Source organism: Marinomonas sp. SBI8L (assembly GCF_001624705.1).
In the GTDB taxonomy this organism is placed as follows: domain Bacteria; phylum Pseudomonadota; class Gammaproteobacteria; order Pseudomonadales; family Marinomonadaceae; genus Marinomonas.
The window spans coordinates 64,640-85,553 of sequence record NZ_JSEO01000011.1 but is presented as its reverse complement, the minus strand read 5'-3'; the positions used below and the strand labels follow the sequence as shown (position 1 = coordinate 85,553).

The window sequence follows — 20,914 nt, the reverse complement described above, 5'->3', positions numbered from 1 at the left end:
CATAAAAAAAGCCAGCACTGGATTCCAGTACTGGCTTTTTTATGCAAACTATTTGCTACAGCTGGCCTGTCAGGGTCAGGTATTTTTCCATTAGCTGTTCTTCTGTTTCCTTATGATTAGGATCAAGAGGAATACAGTCTACTGGGCAGACTATCTGACATTGTGGCTCATCATAATGCCCCACACATTCGGTGCATTTAGCTGGCTCTATTTCATAGATTAGCTCACCTGGGTAAATGGCCTCATTAGGACATTCAGGTTCACACACATCACAGTTGATGCATTCGTCAGTAATTTTTAGAGACATAATAATTTCCTAACGCTAACGACTATCTATTCAGCCTATTTGGCTTCGGATTCAGCTTTTAAGCTTAGATAGCGTGCTTGCAATACAGATTCCACTTCAGGATGAACAAACAAACCAAAGTCGCCACCTAGAGAAGCAATCTCTCTCACTAGTGTAGATGAGATATAAGAGTGTTTTTCAGAAGGTGTTAAAAATAAACTTTCAACATCTGGTGCTATCACTCGGTTCATATTCGCTAGTTGGAATTCGTATTCAAAGTCAGAAACCGCACGTAGTCCACGCACAACCACTTGCCCATTTACTGAACGAGTAAATTCAGTTAGCAGGTTATCAAAACCAACCACTTCAACATTTGGTAAATGGCCTAATACTTTGCGCGCTAAGGCAATACGTACATCATGATCTAGCACTGGGCGTTTTTTAGGGCTAGCTGCCACTGCAACAACCACTTTGCTAAATAAACGTGCAGCTCTCTCAACCAAGTCGGCATGGCCATTGGTAATAGGGTCAAATGTTCCAGGGTAAACCGCAATTGCACTCATAGCACTCATCCGAACTTATATTTTAAAGGAGGAAACAGTGAATAACACACTTTGTTTCTACACATATTTTCCATCAAAGGCGCGCATCATATCGAATAACGCCCTTGTACTCAATTCACCTGATTAGATACCTGACATTAACTCAGGGCTATAATCATAGAAAACCTTATATCACACCGAAGCCTGCTAGCATCTGTTTAGCAAAGGTAATTCCTAAGAAAATAAAAATCGGAGAGATGTCTAAGCCACCTAGATTAGGCACAAAACCTCTCACAAAGCGGTATAGTGGCTCGGTTATTTGTTGTACTAAAAGCGCACCAGGATGGCTTGCCGTCGGGGCAACCCAGCTTAAAATTACCGAAATTAGCATAGCCCAGAAATATAAATCCAATAAATGGTAGATCACACCAACAAAGGTATAAATAAAATATTGGGAGACATCGGCTTTATAACCAACCCAGAGAAATACCACGGCAACCGTAGCCAATTGCACTAATAATGCGAGTACAACAGAAGCAGAATCTACTCGTGCTACAGAGGGCACAAACTTACGTAAAGGTAACACAAGTGGGTTAGTGGCTTTTACTATTCCCTGACTGATCGGGTTGTAAAAATCAGCTCTGGTTAGTTGCAGTAGCAACCTTAGTAAAACCACAAACAAATACAGGTTTGCTAATGTTTTAATTAGAAAAATAATAGGATCTGACGTCATTTTATGAGTCCTTATTCTCTGTCGTTGAGGCAAATAAAGTCGCCATTTCATTCGATCGATTAATACAAGCCTGCATTGCCTGATCCACTATCAGGTCAATATCACTCGCTTCAAACGAGTTAAGCGCTTGTTCTGTTGTCCCATTCGGGGAAGTAATATTTTTGCGTAGTTGACTTATATCTTCACTGGTTTCTGTCACCATCCTAGCAGCACCTAACATAGTATAAGATGCCAATTTACGACAAGATGCTTCGTCTAAACCTTGTGTTTGACCACTTTTGATCATGGCTTCTAAAAAGCGAAAGAAATAAGCGGGAGCACTGCCAGAAAGAGCTGTTACCGTGTGCATCTGCTTTTCGTCTTCCACCCACAAAGAGTCTCCGACACTCGCAAATAACTCAGTCACCCAATCTTTATGAGCATCTGTTACTTTGTCATTAGCAATTAAGCCTGTCATACCAGAACCTAACTGTGCTGGTGTATTTGGCATGCTACGTACAATAGCGACATCGCCTAGCCAATCGCTTAAGCTCTCTAAACCTAAACCAGCTGCAACAGATAAATACACTTGGTCTGGGCTAATGACGGACTTAAAACCAGCGATAACATCAGCCATTTGCGCTGGTTTTACACACAAAACCACCACATCCGCTTCAGCGACTGCGGCATTATTGTCATCAGTCATATTGATGCCAAGCTCTTGGGTAAAGGCCTGACGCTTTTCCTCACCCCTTGCTGTGCCAGTAATTAAGTCTGCTGGATAACCATTTTGAATCAGGCCACGTATGATCGCGCCTGCCATATTGCCTACGCCGATAAAAGCGATGCTTGCTTGCATGTTAGTTCCTAATCTCAATCATCAGGTTTGCCCTAATGATAATCTAAATTCAAATAAATCTAAGTGTAATCTCTGGCGCCAAATATAGCGGTACCTATACGTACCATGCTACTACCACTGGCAATCGCCGCTTCCATATCACCCGACATACCTATGGATAGGGTGTCAATTGTGTCGTATTTATCAGCCAGTGCCTGATAAGCCTGATACAAAGGCTTATAAGTTGTGAGCTGATCGTCTAATGAGGTTTGTGGTGCAGGTATTGCCATCAAGCCTCGAAGGATAAGATTGGGCTGATTGTTCACTATTTCAACAAGTGAATCTAATTCGGTGAGTAAAATACCGGATTTAGAGGCTTCTCCACTAATATTTACCTGAATACATACATTCAAAGGCGGTAAGTCTGCTGGCCTCTGCTCACTTAAACGTGTAGCGATTTTTTCTCTGTCTATGGTGTGAACCCAATGCATTGACTGGGCAACAATACGGCTTTTATTTGATTGTATCGGTCCAATAAAATGCCATTCAATATCCGTTAGATGAGCCAGTTGTTGGCTTTTATCCGCCGCTTCTTGCACATAGTTTTCGCCAAACATCCTCTGCCCTTGTGCATATGCGTCTTCAATCGCTGAGGTGGGCTTAGTTTTGCTTACAGCAAGTAGGGCAACACTGTGCTCAGCTCTTTGATACTTTTGTTCGAGCTTTGCTATTTGCTGTTTCGTCTGAGAAATATTTTCGGCAATAGCCATGGAGAATCGTCACTCCTAACAGAAAATTGATGAAATAATTTAGGCGGGTGTGGGTAATTTTTTATCTTTACCAAGATGTCGGTAATTCAAAAAGACTAGGTTATTTCTGCTTTGTTCAGTATACAAAAACCATCTTGTCTAATGACGCTATCTAATAACCTGATTAGATCGCAACTGAACGAATTGAATAATATGCCTAACCCAATGTAAATCATTGGTGTCATGGGTTAACCCGACACCAGTACTCACACTCGCAATAAGTTAGGCATCATATCACTATTTATTAAAAGTCATATAAATCTGCACTGCTTTTACAGAAACGGCCATGGTATTCAATGCAATACTTTTGTTCTTCTGTGGCATTATTCTTGGCATGAGTCGCCGCCGAATAAAGCTCAGAGAAGCTTGAGTGCTCAGGATAGTAGCTAATCCCTAACGAAAGCGTGATGTTATAACTTTGGCCTTCGATAACAATCGCTTCTTCCATGCTTTGTAAAATCTTATTGGCAATGATTTCAGAGTCTTCCAAATGCTTAACTCTTAAGGCCATTACAAATTCAGCATCACTAAAACGCGCTAATAAATCATTATCGCGCACACTTTTTTGTAGGCGCTTAGCAACTACCTTCATGATGCTGTCTTTAATGTCTTCTGCTGCGGGTGCGCTAAAGTCTTTAGACTGATGAGCTTCTATCACTATCACTGATAAACGTTGGAAATGACGCTTTGCGTCTTTCAACATCATTGAGAAGTTAGTATTAAAGTTATAGCGGTTAGCTAAGCCAGTGGAAGGGTCGTGGTTGGCAGAGTTAAGTAAACGTGTCTGCGCATTCTGTCTTAGGCTAGACAGATGCAACATGTGCATAAGGCAATCAAGTAGACGCTTAAAGACATTAATGTTTTGAGATTCGGAGCTAGGGGCAAATACCACCATGTAACCTAAAAAGCCTTCATCTTCGAAGTTGAAAGGCTGAGCAATACACACATCAACGTCGTATTGATTTAATACCTTATTCCACTCACGCCATGCTGGGTTTTGAGTTAGGTTTGGCACAAATAACAGACACTCTTTTGATTGCTCAAGGTGGTTAGTAAAGTACTGCATAGGAAAGTCTTCGATCACACCAGAAGGCGTCGCCAAATCATGTTCTATACCAGTACCTGCTTCTACTCGCCATTGAGAGCCAGTTTCGTCGACCAACATTAAACAGGCTTGATAGCTTGGAAAATAACGCTCTATTTGATCCATCATGCCATCGAAGATGGTCGCCGTTGGGGCACCTTCTGCAATGTAGTGAAGAATCTGGTAGCTTGAGTCGTAAATCAGCGACATAGCATCGCGTTCATTACGGACCTGTTCCAACTGTTGTTCCAGCTGGGCTATTTTAACTTGCATGTCATGCTCTGATAATTGGTTTGTCATGTAATCCTGGCCATTAGGTTGAATCTATTACCCTTAAACTAGATTAACTCTACACAACTAAAAGTAAAGCTATCAAGCGTAAGCTTTTTTTCATTTCAATTACAATTTGTTAACAGTCATACTGACTTAACTAATTGATAGGAAAAACTTTTTGCCCTGAAAGGTAGGTAGAGACCACTTTACCTATCAGGTTTTCTCCAATCCAAGGTGAGTTTTGACCCTTGGTTTTACGGTTAGATCCAGACCATTCCCATCTTTGTGTACTATCAAACAGCACAAGGTCAGCATAGCTACCAACAGAAAGTGAACCAGCCTCAATTCCTAAGCAAGATGCAGGCCCTTGGGTTAAGCAAGTCAGTAGTAAATTAAAGTCTAAATCCCCTTCATCCATCAGAGTCATAGCGAGTGGCAAGAGTATTTCTAAATTTGCCATACCAGGCTCTGTGGCAGAAAACGGTGCTATCTTAGCCATCTTTTCATGGGGCTGATGGTCAGAACAAATCGCCGAAATGACGCCAGCTTTTATCCCTTCGATCAGAGTTAATCTATCGTCCTCAGACCTTAATGGAGGCAATACATGATAGTGGCCATCGAACTCACTTAACACGTTATCAGTGAGTAAAAGGTTATGTAATGCCACATCTGCCGTCACATCTAAGCCAGATGCCTTTGCATCGGCAACCATCTCTACAGCTTTAGCTGAACTTAAGCGAGCAAAGTGAGCTTTCACCTTAGTTTTTTCAATCAGCATCAGATCACGAGCAAGTGCAATTGTCTCAGCTGTTTCAGGAATACCGGATAAACCATGCATAGTTGAGACAACACCTTCGTGAGCACAACCGCCGTCTGACAGACTAGTTTCATCAGGGTGAAAAATGACTAATAAATCATGAGTTGAGGCATATTCTAAAGCACGAGATAGCACCTTAGTATTCACCATAGGATGTCTATGGTTGGAGACAGCCACACAGCCAGCTTCAGTCAAAGCAACCATGTTACTTAACTTTTTACCTTCAAGACCTTGGGTTAACGCCCCAATAGGCAGGACATTAGCGCGTCCTGACTCAAAGGCTTTATCTTGGATTAGAGCCGCAACTGCAGGAGTATCAACGATAGGTTTAGTATCTGGTTGGCAAACCAGTGTGGTTACACCACCAGACGCTGCGGCTAAAGTTTCGGATGCTATGTTACCTTTTTGAGTATAACCAGGTTCACGCAGAGACACGGCAAGATCAATTAAACCAGGCAATACCCACTGGCCACTGGCATCTATCGTTTCATCAGCAACAAAGCCTGCAGGAGCATCCCCTAAAGCGACGATTTTTTCATCTTCAATATAAAGGTCTAATTCCGCATCCAGTTCTTGGCTAGGGTCAATAATACGACCATTCTTAATACACGTTTTCATATTAAACCGTTTCTCCTGTGGATGACGCCTGTTGCTCTTTTTCCTGTAGCTGGCCGCTCATAGCCATGGACAAGACAGCCATACGCACAGCAATGCCGTTTGTTACCTGATTCAAAATCACTGAATGCTCACCATCAGCAACCTCAGAGGAAATTTCTACCCCACGGTTAATCGGGCCTGGGTGCATGACTATCGCGTCAGGTTTCGCCCACGCCAGCGAAGCTTCGGTCAAACCATAAAGACGATAGAATTCACTTTCACTTGGTAGCAAAGCACCTTGCATTCGCTCTTTTTGCAAACGCAGCATTATGATGACATCAACATCTTCAAGACCGGGCTCTAATTCATGGAAGACTTCTGCTCCCATTTCTTTAAAGTGCTCTGGTACCAAGGTTTTAGGGCCTATCAGCCTTACTTCATCAACCCCTAAAGTATTCAATGCATGGATCTGAGAGCGGGCAACACGTGAGTGTAAAATATCACCCACAATGGCGACTTTAAGACCTTCAAATTTTTCTTTATGGCGACGGATAGTCAACATATCCAACATAGCTTGCGTAGGATGAGCGTGACGGCCATCTCCAGCGTTTATGATGGCAACATTAGGCGTACAGTGCTCAGCAATGAAGTGTGGCGCACCGCTATCCGCATGACGCACGATAAACATATCGCTTTGCATAGCTTCAAGGTTTTGTAAGGTATCTAGTAGAGATTCACCTTTCGAAGTCGCTGATGTTTCGATATTGAGATTGATGACATCAGCAGACAAACGCTTTGCTGCTAGTTCAAAAGTGGTACGAGTACGAGTGGAGTTTTCGAAGAAGAGATTAACAACTGTTTTACCGCGTAGTAGCGGTACTTTTTTAACCGATTGCTCACCCATGCTTAAAAATGAGTCGGCGCGATCTAGTATTTCGGTCAATATGGATTTATCTAATCCATCAAGCGTTAGAAAGTGCTTAAGTTGACCCTGATCGTTTAATTGTAGTGCCCGAGATTCGGAGCGCATCATGCTTAATGTCCTCAACTGGAAGACGATCCCGCCTTATTCTAATCATCTCGCTAAAATGATAGGAAAATGCCCAGTGCAGAAGCTACCCTGGGCATGACAATTTGACGTGAACTCTTTAATGATAATGTCTAATTTGCATCTTTTTATACCTCTTATTCAGAGTTATAAATGACTAAATTATTTTGCGCCAAATAAGATAACGCCATGTACTAATTGTCGTACTTGTTGCTACAAAAAGAAAGCGAGAAAGCCTAAGTTTATGTCTCAATTAAGGAAACTTTTATCGGATCGGGCCCAGATAGCTTAACCCTTTGGTCAGGATTTAAGTTTAACACCTGCCCAACCACATCGGCTTTAATTGGCAGCTCACCTTGATCAAGATCATAAAGAATTGCCAAACTAATACTCGCAGGTCTGCCGTAGTCAAAAATCTCATTCATAGCAGCACGAATGGTTCTGCCAGACATCAAAACATCATCAACTAAAATGATGTGTTTATCTTCCACACTTGGCAATGAAGTCTGCTTAATTTTTGGATGTAATCCTGCACGCGTAAAATCATCGCGATAAAAAGTAATGTCTAAGGTCGCTAAAGGAACATCCGTCACTAGTTTTTTAAAGAGGCGCTCTGCAACCCAAACACCTCCTGAGTGAATCCCCACCATTACTGGGTTTTCAATTTTCTTATCCTGACAATAAGATAAAAGAGCATCTGACATTTGCTCCAACGTTGCTTCAATATCCAGGTTCATGCATTAATCTCTATTTGCTCGCTATGATACGTTTGCATCATGATGGAAATACTATCCTTGGTTTTCTAAAAACCAAGATTCTAAAATCATTTGCGCTGCCAAACCGTCAACAGAGTTTGCTTTAAAATTACGGTTGCCGCCTTCTTTAATGACTTGGCCTTTAGCTTCATAGGAGGACAATCTCTCATCCATCATGTAGCTTGGCTTGTTGTAACGCCCGTGCAAACGATTAGCAAACTTCTTTGCTCTTTGACACATTTCGTTTTCACTGCCGTCCATATTGAGAGGTAAACCCACAACAAAGCCATCCGGTTGCCATTCTTTTACAACGGCAGCAATAGTATCCCAGTTTGGAATACCATCACGCGCTTTAATTGGGTTTAGAGGTGTGGCGGTTGCCGTAATTTCTTGACCTACGGCAATGCCAATTCGAGTTGTTCCAAAATCGAACCCTAACAGGGTTCGAGCGGAGTTTTTATTGACGTCAGAAATCGACGTTATATTCATATTTAACAGTGTCCTACATCCGATGAGAGATAGTTCATATCAATCCCTAACACCTTGGTCGCTGCTGAGAACTGAAGATCACTTGGTGTATTAAATAATACGTCCAAATCAGCTTCACATACTAGCCAAACATTATTACTTATTTCATCTTCCAATTGCCCTGCCGTCCAACCAGCGCAACCTAAACTAATTAAAAAGGATTCAGGCCCTTCACCATGGGCGATGTTTTCCAGTGTTTCCAGTGCAGCAGATAGAGCAACCTCCTCAGTAACAGGTAATGTATTAACCCAAGTTTTATCACTGGTGTGAAGGATAAAACCCCGTTCAGACTCGACCGGACCACCATTATAAATCGGCTCATTCGCCAGGTGGGGAGTGTTGATTTGTATTCCTAGGTGATTCGCTAATTCAGTAAAGTCAATTTTTGATGGACGATTAATAATAATCCCCATGGCACCTTCTGCAGTGTGTTCGCAAATGTAGGTAACCGTTTGCTGAAAATTAGGATCATTCAGCTGGGGCATGGAGATTAAAAAGTGATTTTTCAGGGACTCAAATGCATTTTTCATAATACGACCCTCTTATTTTTTAAAATAAAAAATCAAACTGAATCAGGCTTAAGTTAGCAAACAATCACTGCTAAAAGCCTGAGTGAACTCTCGCTATTAACTTTTGCAGTATAGGCCAAGTCTGTCAATTCCCCAGACTTGAAATAATTTTTTTCGTTAACTAGCGCTTTAAAACTAGCTTACCTAAAGGTACACTTGCTAGTAGTTAATTCAATTTAACCTCTTTATTTCCCCTTTTTTAGGAATTCCGTAATGCAAATCGCAGACTTCATCCCATCATCAGAGCAAGGTAAGGCATTCATGTCTAATCTACGCTTAGATACGGTGGATTTGGCAAGTTGGCAACGTCATTACTTCGCTGAAGCCATCGATATGCGGATGTTCTTTCACAGCGGTTGGTCATCTTAAGCCACTCTTTCAACTACAGTTACATTAACTCTCCACGTCTCCATTTGGTACGACGTGCAATAACTCGTTTTGAAAATTTAGGATCTACCCATGAAATTAGAAGCCGTTGACTATACAAGTGCTACAGCACAACAAGATTTTGTTAAATCCCTACACGAAACAGGTTTTGGTGTTTTAAAAAATCACCCTATACAACAAGAACTTGTGAGCAATATTTACCAAGCTTGGCAAACATTTTTTGATAGCCAAGAAAAGAATGACTACCGCTATAACGTGGGAACCCAAGATGGTTACTTCCCACCAGATGTATCAGAAACGGCTAAGGGCCATAGTAAAAAAGATATCAAAGAATACTTTCATTACTACCCTTGGGGCCAATGCCCAGCAGAGCTAAAAGAGCAGCTTGCACAATATTATAAAGAAGCCAATAAACTCGCTTCAGAATTACTAAGCTGGGTTGAAGCACACACACCAAAAGATGTGGCAAAAAACTACTCTCAAAACCTATCTAGCATGGTAGAAGATAGCGAACAGACACTGTTACGTGTTTTGCACTACCCACCACTTAAAGGCGATGAAGAGCTAGGGGCGATTCGAGCAGGTGCACACGAGGATATTAACCTTCTGACTGTTTTACCCTCTGCTAATGAGCCTGGTTTACAAGTTCAGAAGCAAGATGGCAGCTGGATGGATGTACCTTGTGACTTTGGTACGCTTATCATCAACATTGGTGACATGCTACAAGAAGCATCTGATGGATATTTCCCATCGACTTCACATCGTGTGATTAACCCAGAAGGGGCAGATAAGACTAAGTCTCGCATTTCTTTGCCTTTGTTCTTACATCCTCATTCTGAGGTTGTACTATCAGAACGTCATACCGCTGGCAGTTACCTACATGAGCGTCTTGTTGAGCTAGGTGTAATCTAAGCTGATTGATCTGGCTTAATTGCCATTAAGTTGGTAAACAAAAGTCCTTTAATACTGAGTATTGAAGGGCTTTTTTATTGCCCTTAATTTAGTACGTTATCAAGCCATAAACCAAAAGGTGAAAATATCGACGGTATTTAAAGCGCCAAAACTTATTTATACTTTGTTTTGTTGCCTGATTTTAACCAGAGATTGCTAAGTAACATGAGCCTTAAAGAACAAAGTAGTGGTGAGTTTAAGCCTCTCTATCAAAAAATAGAGCAAGTAATTACCAATAAGATAATTGCGGGGGAGTGGAAACCAGGTGAAATGCTTCCTAGCGAGTTTCAGTTAGCGGATTCACTTAATGTGAGCCAAGGTACCGTTCGTAAAGCGTTAAACTCCCTAGGGGAAAGTAACATTGTTTTTCGCCGCCAAGGGGTTGGCACCTTTGTATCTGAAAACACGCTAAAAGACATGCTCTTCCATTTCTTTCATTACAAGGCCAATGATGGCGAAGAGAAAGGCTTACCCTGTGCTGAGCTCATCGATATCAAGCTCATTGATGCGAATGCAGAGCTAGCCTGTCAGCTAGAAATTGCCCAAGGGGATTCTGTTATTAAGATAATACGTATCCGAAAACTAGCTAAAACGCCCTGTATTGCTGAGCAAATATACTTACCTCAATGCTTTTTTACTCAGTTAGACATAGCAGGGGATTTACCAAACTCCCTTTATCATTACTATCAAGAAAGCTTTAACATCACCATAAATAAAGCAGCAGATAAAATACGTGCTGTCATAGCGGATGACACTGACTATGAATTGATTGGTGTTACCCCAGGCATGCCTTTATTGGAAGTCTCGCGCCAAGCCAAGGCATTAGACGGCCGCTTAGTTGAGTACCGAATTAGCCGCGTAGATAGCGAGCAACTTCACTATCTAGTGGACCTTAATTAGCACTCTTATAGTGAACTACCAACCTTGTATGATCAGACTTATCCCAGACGCCAGTAATATGCCATAAGCACAACGGCGCATGGTATCGACAGAAATAGGAATAGGGTAATAGCGGGCAGCTAACGCCGCTAACACGACAGCAGGAAAGCCAATAGCGCTGAGTAAGTAAGTTTGCATGCTTACCTCTTGCGTCGCCATAACAAAGGATAAGCGCATAATTGAGGTAATAGCGAACACCAATAAGAGTGTGGTTCTAATGGTTCTTAAAGTATCTGGCTGTCGATACATAATATAGGTTAAGGGTGGACCAAAAGTAGAAAACAGACCACCAATCAAGCCTGATGAGAGTCCACCTAATAAAAAAACAGGAATCGAAGAGCCTTTCTTTGCTAAATTCGTCTGTAACATCATGACTAAACTACTGCCCACAATCGTTACACCTAAAATAATCTTAAGTATATTTAGCTGATTTTCACCTAAAAAAGCTAATAGCCAAATGCCAACAAAGGTTGCCGGTAAACAAGGGATAGAAAAGTATAGGATGGCTTTAAAGTTTGCTTTGCGCCATTGTCCACCTTGCAGACCTATCATGGAATTCATCAAGCTTAGCAAGCTCACCACAAAGGCTGTTACTTCAATTGGCGCTAAGCCCAAGGCCGATATACTACTGATAACAATCAAGCCAAACGCAAAGCCAGTACTCGCTTGTACATAGCTACCTATGGCGAATACCACCAGCAAAAACAAGATGTTTAAATCGAATACCATGCTTCTTCCCTAAATAGCTCTTAAGTACAGAATCAGTCTTATATAAGACTAGTTTTTTGCACTATACGCTCTAAAGAAACGAAGAGATATGCTTTGTTCGACAAAAGACTTAAATTAACCCGTAAAAGAAAAAAGCAGTTTTTACTCGAAAGGCTGATCGGATACCCAAAGCACCCAAGCATACATATTGATACTGTAATCGGTACGATCGACCGATTCATATAAGACTTGCACCGAACCCTGTTTCACCTTAGCTATTTTAGCTTCTGGTATTTGGATCGAATAAAAATTAGCGGCTGAACCGACAGCAGTGACAGGTTTCTGATTAAAAAGTAACACCCCGTACAAAGGTTGATCGACAACAGGGTGATAAAGCCTCACTTTCTTAGCGCCATAAGTTAATGCATGGCTGGCAGAGTCAGCGAGACTGGTGTCATATATAGAACCGTCGGGGAGGGTTTCGCTGTAAATAGACGTCCAAATAATGGGGGACATAGGCGTTGTTTGAAAAGGAGGTTCAAATTCACCCGGTACGATTTCAAATGACTTATCTTCAGCCATAATTTTGATATTTTGACCTTCCAGTTTGGCGCTTTTATAAGGGCCAAACATGGCCTCAAAATCAGGCACGGCCACACAGGATGCCAAAGGCACCAACAACACACTCAAACAAATAAAACGCAATACAGCAGAAACAAACATCACACATTGCCCCTCTAGATACCCAGTACTCCCTTTCAACGAGTAAGTACACAGAAGCTTACTCTTATCTTTCAGTTATCGACCGTTTTTTATACAAAATTAGGCCTAAGCTGACTAACGACACATAAAATAGCTCAATTGTTTTATATTTCAATAAATTAGCATTCTAAAATATTGATTAAGCGTTTGATTAAACAAGAGTAGCTTGCAGCTAATAAGCAAACTATTTGCATAAACTCAGTAAGTTAAAAAACTCGAGTTACCTAAATCAACAGGAGGTAATGGGGAAATAAGGAGTGGAGCGGGAGAGATTGTAATCAGATCTAAGCGCTTTACGGTTTGATCACGCTTAGATCCTCTTTGAGGCACTTTTAGTGCTTAGTTGTACTTGGGTTAGGTACAAATTGAATAACACTCGCTTCCGTTTCAGGCTCACTCACATGAGGCTGATTAACACGCGTTGTTAATTCGGTTGGTTGAGCTTGAATCACGGTGGATTGCTCGTCAGTGTAGCCACAAGACACACATTCACGATATTGAACTTCTAACTCATCATCACGCCAAGCGCGCAACTTATCCATCTCACTACAGCGTGGGCACACAGCACCCGCGATAAAACGTTTAACAGTCATAGCTATTTTCTCAAGCGCAAAACAAATTCAAGCAACATATTAACATATCCCACCTCTAAGCTGGGTACAAAAAAGGGCTAATGGATAAATTAGCCCTTGGTAAAGCACGTTATAAAGCGTTTGGTTTAAGCCGCTATGCCGTTGTGGCGAAGTAAGGCGTCTATGCTAGGTTCGCGGCCTCTAAAAGCAGAGAAAAGCTCCGCAGCTGGGCGTGAGCCACCATTTTCTAGCACTGTACTTCTAAAAGCTAGACCTGTTTCAGCGTTAAAAATACCCTCTTCTTCAAACTTAGAGAAAGCATCGGCAGATAGCACTTCAGCCCATTTATAGCTGTAATAGCCAGCCGAGTAACCACCCGCAAAGATATGAGAAAATGCCGTCTGAAAGCGATTAAATGCAGGCGCTTTAACAACAGCTACATTTGAGCGTACCTCATCTAGTAATCCCTGAACATCTGTACCCTCTTGATACTCTCTATGTAGTCTGAAGTCGAAGAGTGAAAACTCTAACTGTCGTACCATTTGCATGGCTGCATGGAAGTTTTTCGCTGCCAGCATTTTTTCAAGTAGTTCGGCAGGTAAGGTTTCACCGGTTTCATGATGGCAAGCAATGAAGGCTAATGCCTCTTCTTGCCAACACCAATTTTCCATAAACTGACTTGGTAACTCGACAGCATCCCAAGCCACACCTGAAATACCAGATACATCTAATACTTCCACTTGTGTCAGCATATGGTGCAGGCCATGGCCAAACTCATGGAATAAGGTCGTCAGTTCATTGTGAGTCAAAAGCGACGGTTTGCCATCAATTGGAGCGGTAAAGTTACAGACAAGGTAAGCAACAGGCAGCTGTAAGCGACCGTCTTCCATGCGATAACGGCAACGACAGTCATCCATCCAAGCGCCACCACGTTTGCCTTCTCGGGCAAAAGGGTCAAGGTAGAAACGCGCCACATCCACACCAGATTTACTGACAGTGAAGAGCTTCACGTCTTCATGGTAAGTATCAAATTCAGCTTCTTCACGTATTTCCACATCAAATAGGCTATTAGCCACTTTAAAGAGACCAGCTAACGCCTTATCAATTGGGAAATAAGGTCTTAACACTTCTTGAGAAATGGCGTATTTATGCTCACGAAGTTTCTCTGAGTAGTAGCCTACATCCCAAGCTTCTAACTCGGTAACTGCAAACTCATTCTTCACGTAATCACTCAACTCAGCTAAATCTTGCGCTGCAGCGGGTTTAGATTTAATCGCTAGATCTTCAAGGAAATCGATAACTTGCTGACCGTTATCCGCCATCTTAGTCGCGACCGATAACTCGGCGTAATTATCAAAGCCTAAAATGCCTGCCTTTTCTTTCTTAAGCACCAACATTTCATCAATAAGAGGTGCATTATCAAATTCGTTAGCATTTGGCCCTTGGTTAGAGGCACGAGTAGAGAAGGCTTGATACATTTCAAATCTTAACTCTCGATTATCCGCGTAGCTCATTACTGGCATGAAAGATGGAGCATCCAAGGTAAACAACCAACCGTCTAACTCTTTTGCTTGAGCCATTTGTTTAGCTTGTGCCAGAGCAGACTCAGGTAAACCCGCTAACTCCGCCTCATCTGTGATCAGCTTAGTCCAAGCGCGAGTGGCATCTAAAACATTCTCACCAAACTTACTGCTTAGCTCTGATAAACGAGTACTGATTTCGCCGTACCTTTGTTTTTTATCGCCTTCTAACGCCACGCCAGATAATTCAAAAGAACGAATATTTTGACGCAGTGCTTCTTTTTGAGCGGTATCTAAATCGGTGCCTTGCTCAGCTAACGTTTTATAAGCTTGGTATAAGGCTTTATTTTGCCCAAGGTCAGTAAAGTACTGAGTCAGCTTAGGTAGGCAAGCGTTATACACATCTCTTAATTCAGGCGTGTTTTGCACCATATTTAAATGACTTACTGGTGACCAGTATTGGTTTAGTTCATCACTTAGGGTTTCCATCGGGGCTGCAAAGTTTGCCCAGCTAATTTCGTTCAGTTCACGCTTAGTCAAAGCTTCTATTTTATCTCGGTTTGCAGCCAGAATAGCATCTAGCCCTTGTTCTACTTCAGCCAATTTAATGCTGGAGAACTCAGGTAGTTTTGTTGCGTCCCATACTGATACAGACATAAACAGGTATCCTTATTTGTTTGGCTTTATCGCATTAAAGCAATATGTAAAAATTCATTATCTAAGATAGATTGGTGATAATTTTCTATTTTCAACGGCTAGTGTGATTTAAAATCATAGTCAAGAATGCCAATCTGCTCTTTATATTGAGACAGAAAGCGCTAGAACCCTTTATTAGAGAGACAATTAACATGGTGATGAAGTCCTTTCGTGGTAATACCCCCAAGCTTGCAGAAAGAGTCTGGGTGGATGAATCTGCCGTTCTTATTGGCGATGTTGAAATAGGCAAAGACAGCTCAGTTTGGCCACTCGTAGCAATTCGTGGCGACATGCACCGTATTCGTATTGGCGAACGCACTAGTATTCAAGATAACTCTTGCCTGCACATCACACATGCCAGCAGTTATAAGCCAGACGGCCATCCGCTAGAAATAGGCGATGACGTAACCGTAGGTCATATGGCTATGCTGCACGGTTGTAAAATTGGTAATAAAGTCCTTGTTGGTATGGGCACAACAATTCTTGACGGTGCAGTCGTTGAAGACGAAGTCATCATAGGTGCAGGCTCATTAGTGCCTCCAGGGAAGCGTCTCGAATCTGGTTTTATGTATCTTGGGTCACCCGTTAAAAAGGTAAGAGCATTAAAAGAATCTGAAATTACCTATTTCCAATATGCTGGCCTTAATTATGTGAAGTTGAAAGACGAATACCTAGCAGAGCAAGCAGCAGACAAGTCATGATAGATACTTACAAAATCGTCTCACGGGGCCGTTTTTTATTCTTTTTTGTTGCATTAGTGGTACTTGGGGCTTGGGTCATTAATAAGGCTTACCAAAAGCACTTTAATAGCATCAACATCAGTGTTGAAGAACAAGCCGAACTTGGCATCTCCTTGTTAGAGTTTCCGCGTAATATGATGCCTATTGAAGGTTTAGTGGCAGAAAAGTGGGCTAGCTTTTATGTTCAGCCAAGTCAGTGCGATACTTTATGCGTACGTACTTTAGCGCAACTAGAGCAAATCAAATTAGAGGCAAGCAGTTCTGAAGAAGCAAAAGAGCAAACTCAAGCAGGCCTAGCAATACAGATTATTACGAAAGATATGAAAGGATACAGTGATTACTGGTCTTTAATTAGATCCGAAGGTTATGCTAACCACTTTGATCGTATCTTGATGGTCAATAAGTCAGGGCAATTTGCCGGAAGCATAGTTGCCCCTTATGACTTAAAACATTGGCAAGCTCTCGATAAGCGCTTGAATCAATAGGTTTTTTAAAGTTTACAGGATTAATTTCTGCGCTTGCCTCCAAGAGGCAGGCTGTAAGCAAGTAAAAATAAAACAGCTGCACACACAACCACACTTGGTCCTGCTGGCGTATCCCACTGATAAGACACATACAAGCCACTCGAAACCGCTAAACAACCAATAAGGCTGGCAACTGAAGCCATTTGTATCGGTGAACGCGACAGCTTACGTGCGGTAGCAGCGGGAATAATCATCAAAGAGGTAATCAGTAAGACGCCCACTATTTTCATCGCTACAGCAATAACAAGCGCCACCAAGAGCATTAGCAAAAGGCGGATAGCTTCGACAGGGTAACCCTCAACTTTAGCCAACTCTTCATTCACTGTTACTGCTAACAAAGGCTTCCAGAAAGCAACTAATAAGGCTAATACAAGAAAACCACCACCATAAATCCAAAACAAATCCTGCTGACTAATGGCAAGTAAATCACCAAACAAATAGGCCATTAAATCAATACGGATATTATCTAAAAAGCTGACAGCCACTAAACCTAAGGACAAGGAAGAATGGGCAAGAATACCTAACAAGGTATCCGTAGCGATAATATGTTTCTTTTGCAACGTCACTAATACCAAGGCTAAACCCACGCAAAGTACGATAACAGCAAGGTTGAGGTTGATATCAAGCAGAAGGCCCAGAGCCACACCTAATAATGCCGAATGAGCCAAGGTGTCACCAAAATAGGCCATACGTCGCCACACCACAAAAGCACCTAAAGGGCCAGCTACTGCAGCCACCCCTAAACCGCCTATTAAGGCTCTGAACAATAGATCAAACATAACAAGTTATTCCAAATATAAGTCGGTTACTTAGTGATTGCAGTGAGAGTGCGAGTCATTCGGCATCACCTTGCCATGCTCATCATGAGTGTGATCATGATGGTGTGAATAGATGGCGATAGAGTCTTCAGCACCAGGTACACCGAACAAAGCTTGGTATTCTGGGTGCTCTTTAACATGTTGAGGAGAACCTGAGCAGCATACATGTTGGTTAATACATACCACTGTATCTGTTTTCGCCATAACTAGATGCAAATCGTGAGAAATCATAAGCACCCCACAACCTAGCTCATCTCGAATAGAGGCAATAAGGTTATATAGCTCAATCTGGCCATTCACATCCACCCCTTGTACTGGTTCGTCCAGCACTAACAAGCTAGGACGATTAAGCAGCGCTCTCGCTAACAGCACCCTTTGAGTTTCACCACCAGATAAGAAGTGTACCTGTTTATTTGCCAGCTTATTTATCCCTAAACGTGTCAGTACAGCAGGAATATCCTGCTTCTTAACGCCTTTAACCAAACCTAAAAAGTGGTTCACACTTAATGGCAAAGTTGGATCTATGTGCAGTTTTTGAGGCATGTAGCCAATACGTAATTGAGCGTGGCGCTGAATACGCCCAGAGGTGGCTTGTTGTAACCCAAGCAAGGTTCTAATAAGCGTACTTTTACCACTGCCATTAGGGCCGATAAGGGTAACTATCTCACCCTTATGTATGGTCATATTGATATCACTCAATAAAGTACGACCATCAAACGCTATGCCGATATTATCAAAGCTAACCAAGGCATTATTTGCACCTTCTGACATTAGTGTCCTGCCTTATCAAGCTTCTCTGGGGTTGACTCTTGGCTTAAACAAGATCCGCATAAGCCTGTTAGCTCTATGGTATTGGCTCTAATTTCAAAACCATGCTGTTTTGCTTTTGCTAACAATGCGTTATGAATGTCTTGATACTCTAACTCCATCACATTATGACAAGCGTCACAAATCAGAAAGTAGCCTTTATGGGCTTTATCCGCATGGGCACAACCCAGATAAGCATTCATAGATTCAACTTTATGAATCAAGCCTGCTGACAATAAGAAGTCGAGCGCTCTGTAGACAGTCGGCGGCGCAGAGTTAAAACCTTCTTCGGCTAACTTTGCTAATAATTGATAAGCACCTAAAGGTCTATGACTTTGCCAAATTAACTCTAGTGATCGACGTCTCACTTTAGTCAGCTTTTGCCCCTGACTTTTGCAAATGGATTCAGCCGTTACTAGCGCCGATTCAATACAGTCACCATGGTTATGATCATGGCTATGGGTTTCTGTCATTAAGCATCTCCAAGCCCATCGCTCTTTGCGGGCAGGCGGTAAAAATATATTACTTCTATGTTATAAGATAACAAATAGTGCCACAAGAAAAAGCCAGTGAGATGCCTTATCTCACTGGCTTTAATCAAACGCGATAAAGCGGTTTAATCGCAGGTTCTCTAGCCTTGAACCAAAGGCGTTAAAAAACCCATTACCCCGCTCATAAAAATTTGTGCCGCCATGGCAGATAGGATTAAGCCGGTAATTTTACTCAAGATATTTAATCCTGTTGGCCCTAATAGTTTTTCTATCAAAGAGCCGGAGTAGAGGATAATACCGAGAGATAAAAGGGCTAAAAATAATCCCATCAAACCTATGAGTAAATCCCAGCCTTGAAAGTCTGCACCATAAACCAAGATAGTACCTATGGTGGCAGGCCCAATAATTGTCGGAACTGCCAGAGGCACGACAGAGATATCTTCTCTTTGCTCGTTAGGCATGCCAGTAGCGTGGTTACGAGTACCATCTTTTACGAGGCTTAGAGCAGACATAAAGAGCAATATACCAGAGCCAATACGGAAGGAATCCAAGGTAATGCCTAACACAGCGAATAAGCTGCCGCCAAAAAAGATTAAGACAACTGAAATTGCCGCTGCAGCAATAATCGCCTTATTAGCAACTTGTCTTCTTGATTTAGTGGTTTCGCCTCGGGTTAAGGCTAAGAACATGGATAACACAAAAAAGGGAGCAAACAGGAAAAAGAACTTAATCCAAGTAGCGAATAGCAAACTCATTAGTACAACTCATATCGAATTTCATAAAATACATACCTAGCTTATGGCTAAATATCTGACACTATTTCATCCATGAAATCAGACTCTATGGATAATAGAGCCTGTCATATAATTCTTAGTAGTGATAACCACTAAGAATTAAACTCTTAAGACTCTTGTAACGCTAAACGTGTACCAAAGCCTAATAACAAGGTACCGCTCAAACCATCAATTACACGAGAGACTTGAGGTTTTGCTAACCAAGTTTTCGCTCTATGGACCAATAGCGCCAACACACCCTGCCAAATCATAGCAATAGAGAAGTGCATAAACGCCATAAACAAAGACTGTTGTAAGGCAGAATATTCAGGGTTAATAAACTGAGGTAAAAATGCCATATAAAAAATAATTGGCTTAGGGTTCAATACGTTAGACAGCAAACCTTGTCTAAAGGCTGCGAAATGGCTCAAAGCAGACGTACCTTCTTGAGACACAATTAAGCCTGTCGGTCGTGCCGCACTTTTTAAGCTTTGATAACCCAAATAAATGAGATACGCCGCACCAGCAAGTTTCAATGCAGTAAACATGCTAGCTGAACCCAATAAAATAACCGACAATCCTAAAGCAGAAACTGCAGCATGGCCAAATAAACCCAAACAAATCCCTAAGCTGGTTAATAATCCTTTTTTATAACCCGCAACAGCAGAGTTACGCATAACGATAATCGTATCGACACCAGGACTCATGGTCAGTAGGGTGATTGCCGCTAAAAAAGGTAACCATTGGAATTGTTCTAACATAAGCATTTCTCTTTAAACTTGCAGTAAATCACTGCGCTTATCGACTACAAAAAACCTGCTGCCAATTATGACTGTCTAAAGGCGGATTTTCGAGTATTTTTACACTGCAATTCTTTGCCAGCATGCCATTAATTTGAAACTTCATTGAGGACTGATCAATTGCGACTCTTTCACTTGGAATAAATGCCAGGCTTAGCCCAGTTGTTTGTAAATTAACAGGCTCAGATAGGGACACACCAAATTGCATAGAAACGAGAGAATCGAATACATTCACCCGAATTGCTGTAATGGATTCAGGCTTAATCTTTAACGTCTCGGCTTTGAGATGAAGAAAGTAATCTTGGGGCTCAAATTGCTTCAACATAGCAATTAATTCCACTTTTTCTTTGCCGCTAAATCTGCCATCTGAGTTAGTGTCGTAGGCAATCAATAGGCTAGTGCTCGCACTCTTATTAAAGTACCAACTTATTTCAAATGCCTTAATTTGCGCTTTATTCACACTGATATCGAGTCCAGTACCCAAAGTAATCAGGGGTTGGGCCTGAATAAGTGAAAAAGAGAGCAAGAGTGCAGTGGTTAAAAAATATCGGAACATAGATTTGTATCC

26 protein-coding genes are annotated in these 20,914 nt (G+C 41.8%); 5 read left to right on the top strand and 21 right to left on the bottom strand.

All coding sequences use genetic code 11. From position 1 onward, the window contains the following. Positions 1–55: 55 nt before the first annotated feature. The 11 genes from OA91_RS16585 to OA91_RS16535 all read right to left on the bottom strand — a co-directional run bounded on the left by OA91_RS16585 (position 56) and on the right by OA91_RS16535 (position 8,819). Positions 56–307: a YfhL family 4Fe-4S dicluster ferredoxin gene (locus OA91_RS16585; protein WP_009834292.1), complete on the bottom strand. Its 252-nt coding sequence runs from the start codon at positions 305–307 to the stop codon at positions 56–58. 35 nt (positions 308–342) lie between these two features. Next, positions 343–849 carry a pantetheine-phosphate adenylyltransferase gene (coaD, locus tag OA91_RS16580; RefSeq protein WP_046015507.1) on the bottom strand — a complete coding sequence of 169 codons (507 nt, stop codon included), beginning with the start codon at positions 847–849 and terminating at the stop codon, positions 343–345. A gap of 166 nt (positions 850–1,015) precedes the next feature. Beyond that, a complete protein-coding gene (locus OA91_RS16575) occupies positions 1,016–1,561 on the bottom strand; it encodes a YggT family protein (protein ID WP_046015506.1) in 546 nt (181 codons plus the stop codon). Between the two features lies 1 nt (position 1,562). Beyond that, entirely contained in the window at positions 1,563–2,399 is an 837-nt protein-coding gene (gene proC / locus OA91_RS16570; RefSeq protein ID WP_063339151.1) for a pyrroline-5-carboxylate reductase, read from the bottom strand. 59 nt (positions 2,400–2,458) lie between these two features. Beyond that, positions 2,459–3,148 (bottom strand): YggS family pyridoxal phosphate-dependent enzyme, encoded by a 690-nt coding sequence (locus OA91_RS16565; RefSeq protein WP_063339150.1) that lies wholly within the window; start codon positions 3,146–3,148, stop codon positions 2,459–2,461. Between the two features lie 283 nt (positions 3,149–3,431). After that, positions 3,432–4,571, bottom strand: a complete 1,140-nt coding sequence (locus OA91_RS16560; RefSeq protein ID WP_063339149.1) for a GGDEF domain-containing protein — start codon at positions 4,569–4,571, stop codon at positions 3,432–3,434. A gap of 130 nt (positions 4,572–4,701) precedes the next feature. Next, positions 4,702–5,979: a dihydroorotase gene (locus OA91_RS16555; RefSeq protein ID WP_063339148.1), complete on the bottom strand. Its 1,278-nt coding sequence runs from the start codon at positions 5,977–5,979 to the stop codon at positions 4,702–4,704. Position 5,980: 1 nt separating this feature from the next. Continuing rightward, a complete protein-coding gene (locus tag OA91_RS16550) occupies positions 5,981–6,991 on the bottom strand; it encodes an aspartate carbamoyltransferase catalytic subunit (protein WP_046015501.1) in 1,011 nt (336 codons plus the stop codon). 257 nt (positions 6,992–7,248) lie between these two features. Beyond that, complete coding sequence (gene pyrR, locus OA91_RS16545; RefSeq protein ID WP_046015500.1) at positions 7,249–7,743, bottom strand: bifunctional pyr operon transcriptional regulator/uracil phosphoribosyltransferase PyrR; 495 nt, start codon at positions 7,741–7,743, stop codon at positions 7,249–7,251. Between the two features lie 51 nt (positions 7,744–7,794). Continuing rightward, positions 7,795–8,250 (bottom strand): Holliday junction resolvase RuvX, encoded by a 456-nt coding sequence (gene ruvX / locus OA91_RS16540; protein WP_046015499.1) that lies wholly within the window; start codon positions 8,248–8,250, stop codon positions 7,795–7,797. A 2-nt stretch (positions 8,251–8,252) separates the two neighbouring features. Beyond that, a complete protein-coding gene (locus OA91_RS16535) occupies positions 8,253–8,819 on the bottom strand; it encodes a YqgE/AlgH family protein (protein ID WP_046015498.1) in 567 nt (188 codons plus the stop codon). A 252-nt stretch (positions 8,820–9,071) separates the two neighbouring features. Between OA91_RS16535 and OA91_RS24325 the strand changes: the two genes are divergently transcribed. From OA91_RS24325 to OA91_RS16525, 3 genes are all read left to right on the top strand, one after another. Further along, positions 9,072–9,227, top strand: a complete 156-nt coding sequence (locus OA91_RS24325) for a hypothetical protein (protein ID WP_157203857.1) — start codon at positions 9,072–9,074, stop codon at positions 9,225–9,227. Between the two features lie 90 nt (positions 9,228–9,317). Further along, entirely contained in the window at positions 9,318–10,157 is an 840-nt protein-coding gene (locus tag OA91_RS16530; protein WP_046015497.1) for an isopenicillin N synthase family dioxygenase, read from the top strand. 204 nt (positions 10,158–10,361) lie between these two features. Further along, positions 10,362–11,096, top strand: coding sequence for a GntR family transcriptional regulator (locus OA91_RS16525; protein WP_063339147.1), 735 nt, complete (start codon positions 10,362–10,364; stop codon positions 11,094–11,096). Positions 11,097–11,111: 15 nt separating this feature from the next. On the opposite strand, the gene OA91_RS16520 is transcribed toward OA91_RS16525, so the two are convergent. The 4 genes from OA91_RS16520 to prlC all read right to left on the bottom strand — a co-directional run bounded on the left by OA91_RS16520 (position 11,112) and on the right by prlC (position 15,354). Then, entirely contained in the window at positions 11,112–11,864 is a 753-nt protein-coding gene (locus OA91_RS16520) for a TSUP family transporter (RefSeq protein ID WP_063339146.1), read from the bottom strand. Between the two features lie 141 nt (positions 11,865–12,005). After that, positions 12,006–12,569, bottom strand: a complete 564-nt coding sequence (locus OA91_RS16515) for a hypothetical protein (RefSeq protein ID WP_157203856.1) — start codon at positions 12,567–12,569, stop codon at positions 12,006–12,008. A gap of 368 nt (positions 12,570–12,937) precedes the next feature. After that, the gene (locus OA91_RS16510; RefSeq protein ID WP_046015492.1) at positions 12,938–13,198 is read right to left on the bottom strand and encodes a YheV family putative zinc ribbon protein; all 261 of its coding nucleotides are present in this window, start codon (positions 13,196–13,198) and stop codon (positions 12,938–12,940) included. A gap of 125 nt (positions 13,199–13,323) precedes the next feature. Continuing rightward, complete coding sequence (gene prlC / locus OA91_RS16505; protein WP_063339144.1) at positions 13,324–15,354, bottom strand: oligopeptidase A; 2,031 nt, start codon at positions 15,352–15,354, stop codon at positions 13,324–13,326. A 191-nt stretch (positions 15,355–15,545) separates the two neighbouring features. Between prlC and OA91_RS16500 the strand changes: the two genes are divergently transcribed. Both OA91_RS16500 and OA91_RS16495 read left to right on the top strand, forming a co-directional pair. Continuing rightward, on the top strand, positions 15,546–16,094 hold the full coding sequence (locus OA91_RS16500; RefSeq protein ID WP_046015490.1) for a gamma carbonic anhydrase family protein: 549 nt from the start codon (positions 15,546–15,548) through the stop codon (positions 16,092–16,094). Beyond that, positions 16,091–16,618, top strand: coding sequence for a hypothetical protein (locus OA91_RS16495; protein ID WP_063339143.1), 528 nt, complete (start codon positions 16,091–16,093; stop codon positions 16,616–16,618). Before OA91_RS16500 ends, OA91_RS16495 begins: the two co-directional genes overlap by 4 nt. Before the next feature lie 20 nt (positions 16,619–16,638). On the opposite strand, the gene znuB is transcribed toward OA91_RS16495, so the two are convergent. The 6 genes from znuB to OA91_RS16465 form a co-directional block, all read right to left on the bottom strand. Further along, positions 16,639–17,436 (bottom strand): zinc ABC transporter permease subunit ZnuB, encoded by a 798-nt coding sequence (gene znuB / locus OA91_RS16490; RefSeq protein ID WP_063339142.1) that lies wholly within the window; start codon positions 17,434–17,436, stop codon positions 16,639–16,641. A gap of 30 nt (positions 17,437–17,466) precedes the next feature. Then, positions 17,467–18,246, bottom strand: coding sequence for a zinc ABC transporter ATP-binding protein ZnuC (gene znuC / locus OA91_RS16485; protein WP_063339141.1), 780 nt, complete (start codon positions 18,244–18,246; stop codon positions 17,467–17,469). Next, entirely contained in the window at positions 18,246–18,755 is a 510-nt protein-coding gene (locus OA91_RS16480; protein WP_063339140.1) for a Fur family transcriptional regulator, read from the bottom strand. Before OA91_RS16480 ends, znuC begins: the two co-directional genes overlap by 1 nt. Positions 18,756–18,913: 158 nt before the next feature. After that, positions 18,914–19,528 (bottom strand): MarC family protein, encoded by a 615-nt coding sequence (locus OA91_RS16475; RefSeq protein WP_063339139.1) that lies wholly within the window; start codon positions 19,526–19,528, stop codon positions 18,914–18,916. A 146-nt stretch (positions 19,529–19,674) separates the two neighbouring features. Next, positions 19,675–20,307, bottom strand: coding sequence for a LysE family translocator (locus OA91_RS16470; protein WP_063339138.1), 633 nt, complete (start codon positions 20,305–20,307; stop codon positions 19,675–19,677). A gap of 37 nt (positions 20,308–20,344) precedes the next feature. Next, complete coding sequence (locus OA91_RS16465; protein WP_063339137.1) at positions 20,345–20,902, bottom strand: DUF1007 family protein; 558 nt, start codon at positions 20,900–20,902, stop codon at positions 20,345–20,347. Positions 20,903–20,914: the final 12 nt, after the last annotated feature.

Excerpts from the sequence above, each read along its gene's own strand:
- OA91_RS16585 (WP_009834292.1), bottom strand. The coding sequence starts at position 307 with ATGTCTCTAAAAATTACTGACGAATGCATCAACTGTGATGTGTGTGAA.
- coaD (WP_046015507.1), bottom strand. The coding sequence starts at position 849 with ATGAGTGCAATTGCGGTTTACCCTGGAACATTTGACCCTATTACCAAT.
- OA91_RS16575 (WP_046015506.1), bottom strand. The coding sequence starts at position 1,561 with ATGACGTCAGATCCTATTATTTTTCTAATTAAAACATTAGCAAACCTG.
- proC (WP_063339151.1), bottom strand. The coding sequence starts at position 2,399 with ATGCAAGCAAGCATCGCTTTTATCGGCGTAGGCAATATGGCAGGCGCG.
- OA91_RS16565 (WP_063339150.1), bottom strand. The coding sequence starts at position 3,148 with ATGGCTATTGCCGAAAATATTTCTCAGACGAAACAGCAAATAGCAAAG.
- OA91_RS16560 (WP_063339149.1), bottom strand. The coding sequence starts at position 4,571 with ATGACAAACCAATTATCAGAGCATGACATGCAAGTTAAAATAGCCCAG.
- OA91_RS16555 (WP_063339148.1), bottom strand. The coding sequence starts at position 5,979 with ATGAAAACGTGTATTAAGAATGGTCGTATTATTGACCCTAGCCAAGAA.
- OA91_RS16550 (WP_046015501.1), bottom strand. The coding sequence starts at position 6,991 with ATGATGCGCTCCGAATCTCGGGCACTACAATTAAACGATCAGGGTCAA.
- pyrR (WP_046015500.1), bottom strand. The coding sequence starts at position 7,743 with ATGAACCTGGATATTGAAGCAACGTTGGAGCAAATGTCAGATGCTCTT.
- ruvX (WP_046015499.1), bottom strand. The coding sequence starts at position 8,250 with ATGAATATAACGTCGATTTCTGACGTCAATAAAAACTCCGCTCGAACC.
- OA91_RS16535 (WP_046015498.1), bottom strand. The coding sequence starts at position 8,819 with ATGAAAAATGCATTTGAGTCCCTGAAAAATCACTTTTTAATCTCCATG.
- OA91_RS24325 (WP_157203857.1), top strand. The coding sequence starts at position 9,072 with ATGCAAATCGCAGACTTCATCCCATCATCAGAGCAAGGTAAGGCATTC.
- OA91_RS16530 (WP_046015497.1), top strand. The coding sequence starts at position 9,318 with ATGAAATTAGAAGCCGTTGACTATACAAGTGCTACAGCACAACAAGAT.
- OA91_RS16525 (WP_063339147.1), top strand. The coding sequence starts at position 10,362 with ATGAGCCTTAAAGAACAAAGTAGTGGTGAGTTTAAGCCTCTCTATCAA.
- OA91_RS16520 (WP_063339146.1), bottom strand. The coding sequence starts at position 11,864 with ATGGTATTCGATTTAAACATCTTGTTTTTGCTGGTGGTATTCGCCATA.
- OA91_RS16510 (WP_046015492.1), bottom strand. The coding sequence starts at position 13,198 with ATGACTGTTAAACGTTTTATCGCGGGTGCTGTGTGCCCACGCTGTAGT.
- prlC (WP_063339144.1), bottom strand. The coding sequence starts at position 15,354 with ATGTCTGTATCAGTATGGGACGCAACAAAACTACCTGAGTTCTCCAGC.
- OA91_RS16500 (WP_046015490.1), top strand. The coding sequence starts at position 15,546 with ATGGTGATGAAGTCCTTTCGTGGTAATACCCCCAAGCTTGCAGAAAGA.
- OA91_RS16495 (WP_063339143.1), top strand. The coding sequence starts at position 16,091 with ATGATAGATACTTACAAAATCGTCTCACGGGGCCGTTTTTTATTCTTT.
- znuB (WP_063339142.1), bottom strand. The coding sequence starts at position 17,436 with ATGTTTGATCTATTGTTCAGAGCCTTAATAGGCGGTTTAGGGGTGGCT.
- znuC (WP_063339141.1), bottom strand. The coding sequence starts at position 18,246 with ATGTCAGAAGGTGCAAATAATGCCTTGGTTAGCTTTGATAATATCGGC.
- OA91_RS16480 (WP_063339140.1), bottom strand. The coding sequence starts at position 18,755 with ATGACAGAAACCCATAGCCATGATCATAACCATGGTGACTGTATTGAA.
- OA91_RS16475 (WP_063339139.1), bottom strand. The coding sequence starts at position 19,528 with ATGAGTTTGCTATTCGCTACTTGGATTAAGTTCTTTTTCCTGTTTGCT.
- OA91_RS16470 (WP_063339138.1), bottom strand. The coding sequence starts at position 20,307 with ATGTTAGAACAATTCCAATGGTTACCTTTTTTAGCGGCAATCACCCTA.
- OA91_RS16465 (WP_063339137.1), bottom strand. The coding sequence starts at position 20,902 with ATGTTCCGATATTTTTTAACCACTGCACTCTTGCTCTCTTTTTCACTT.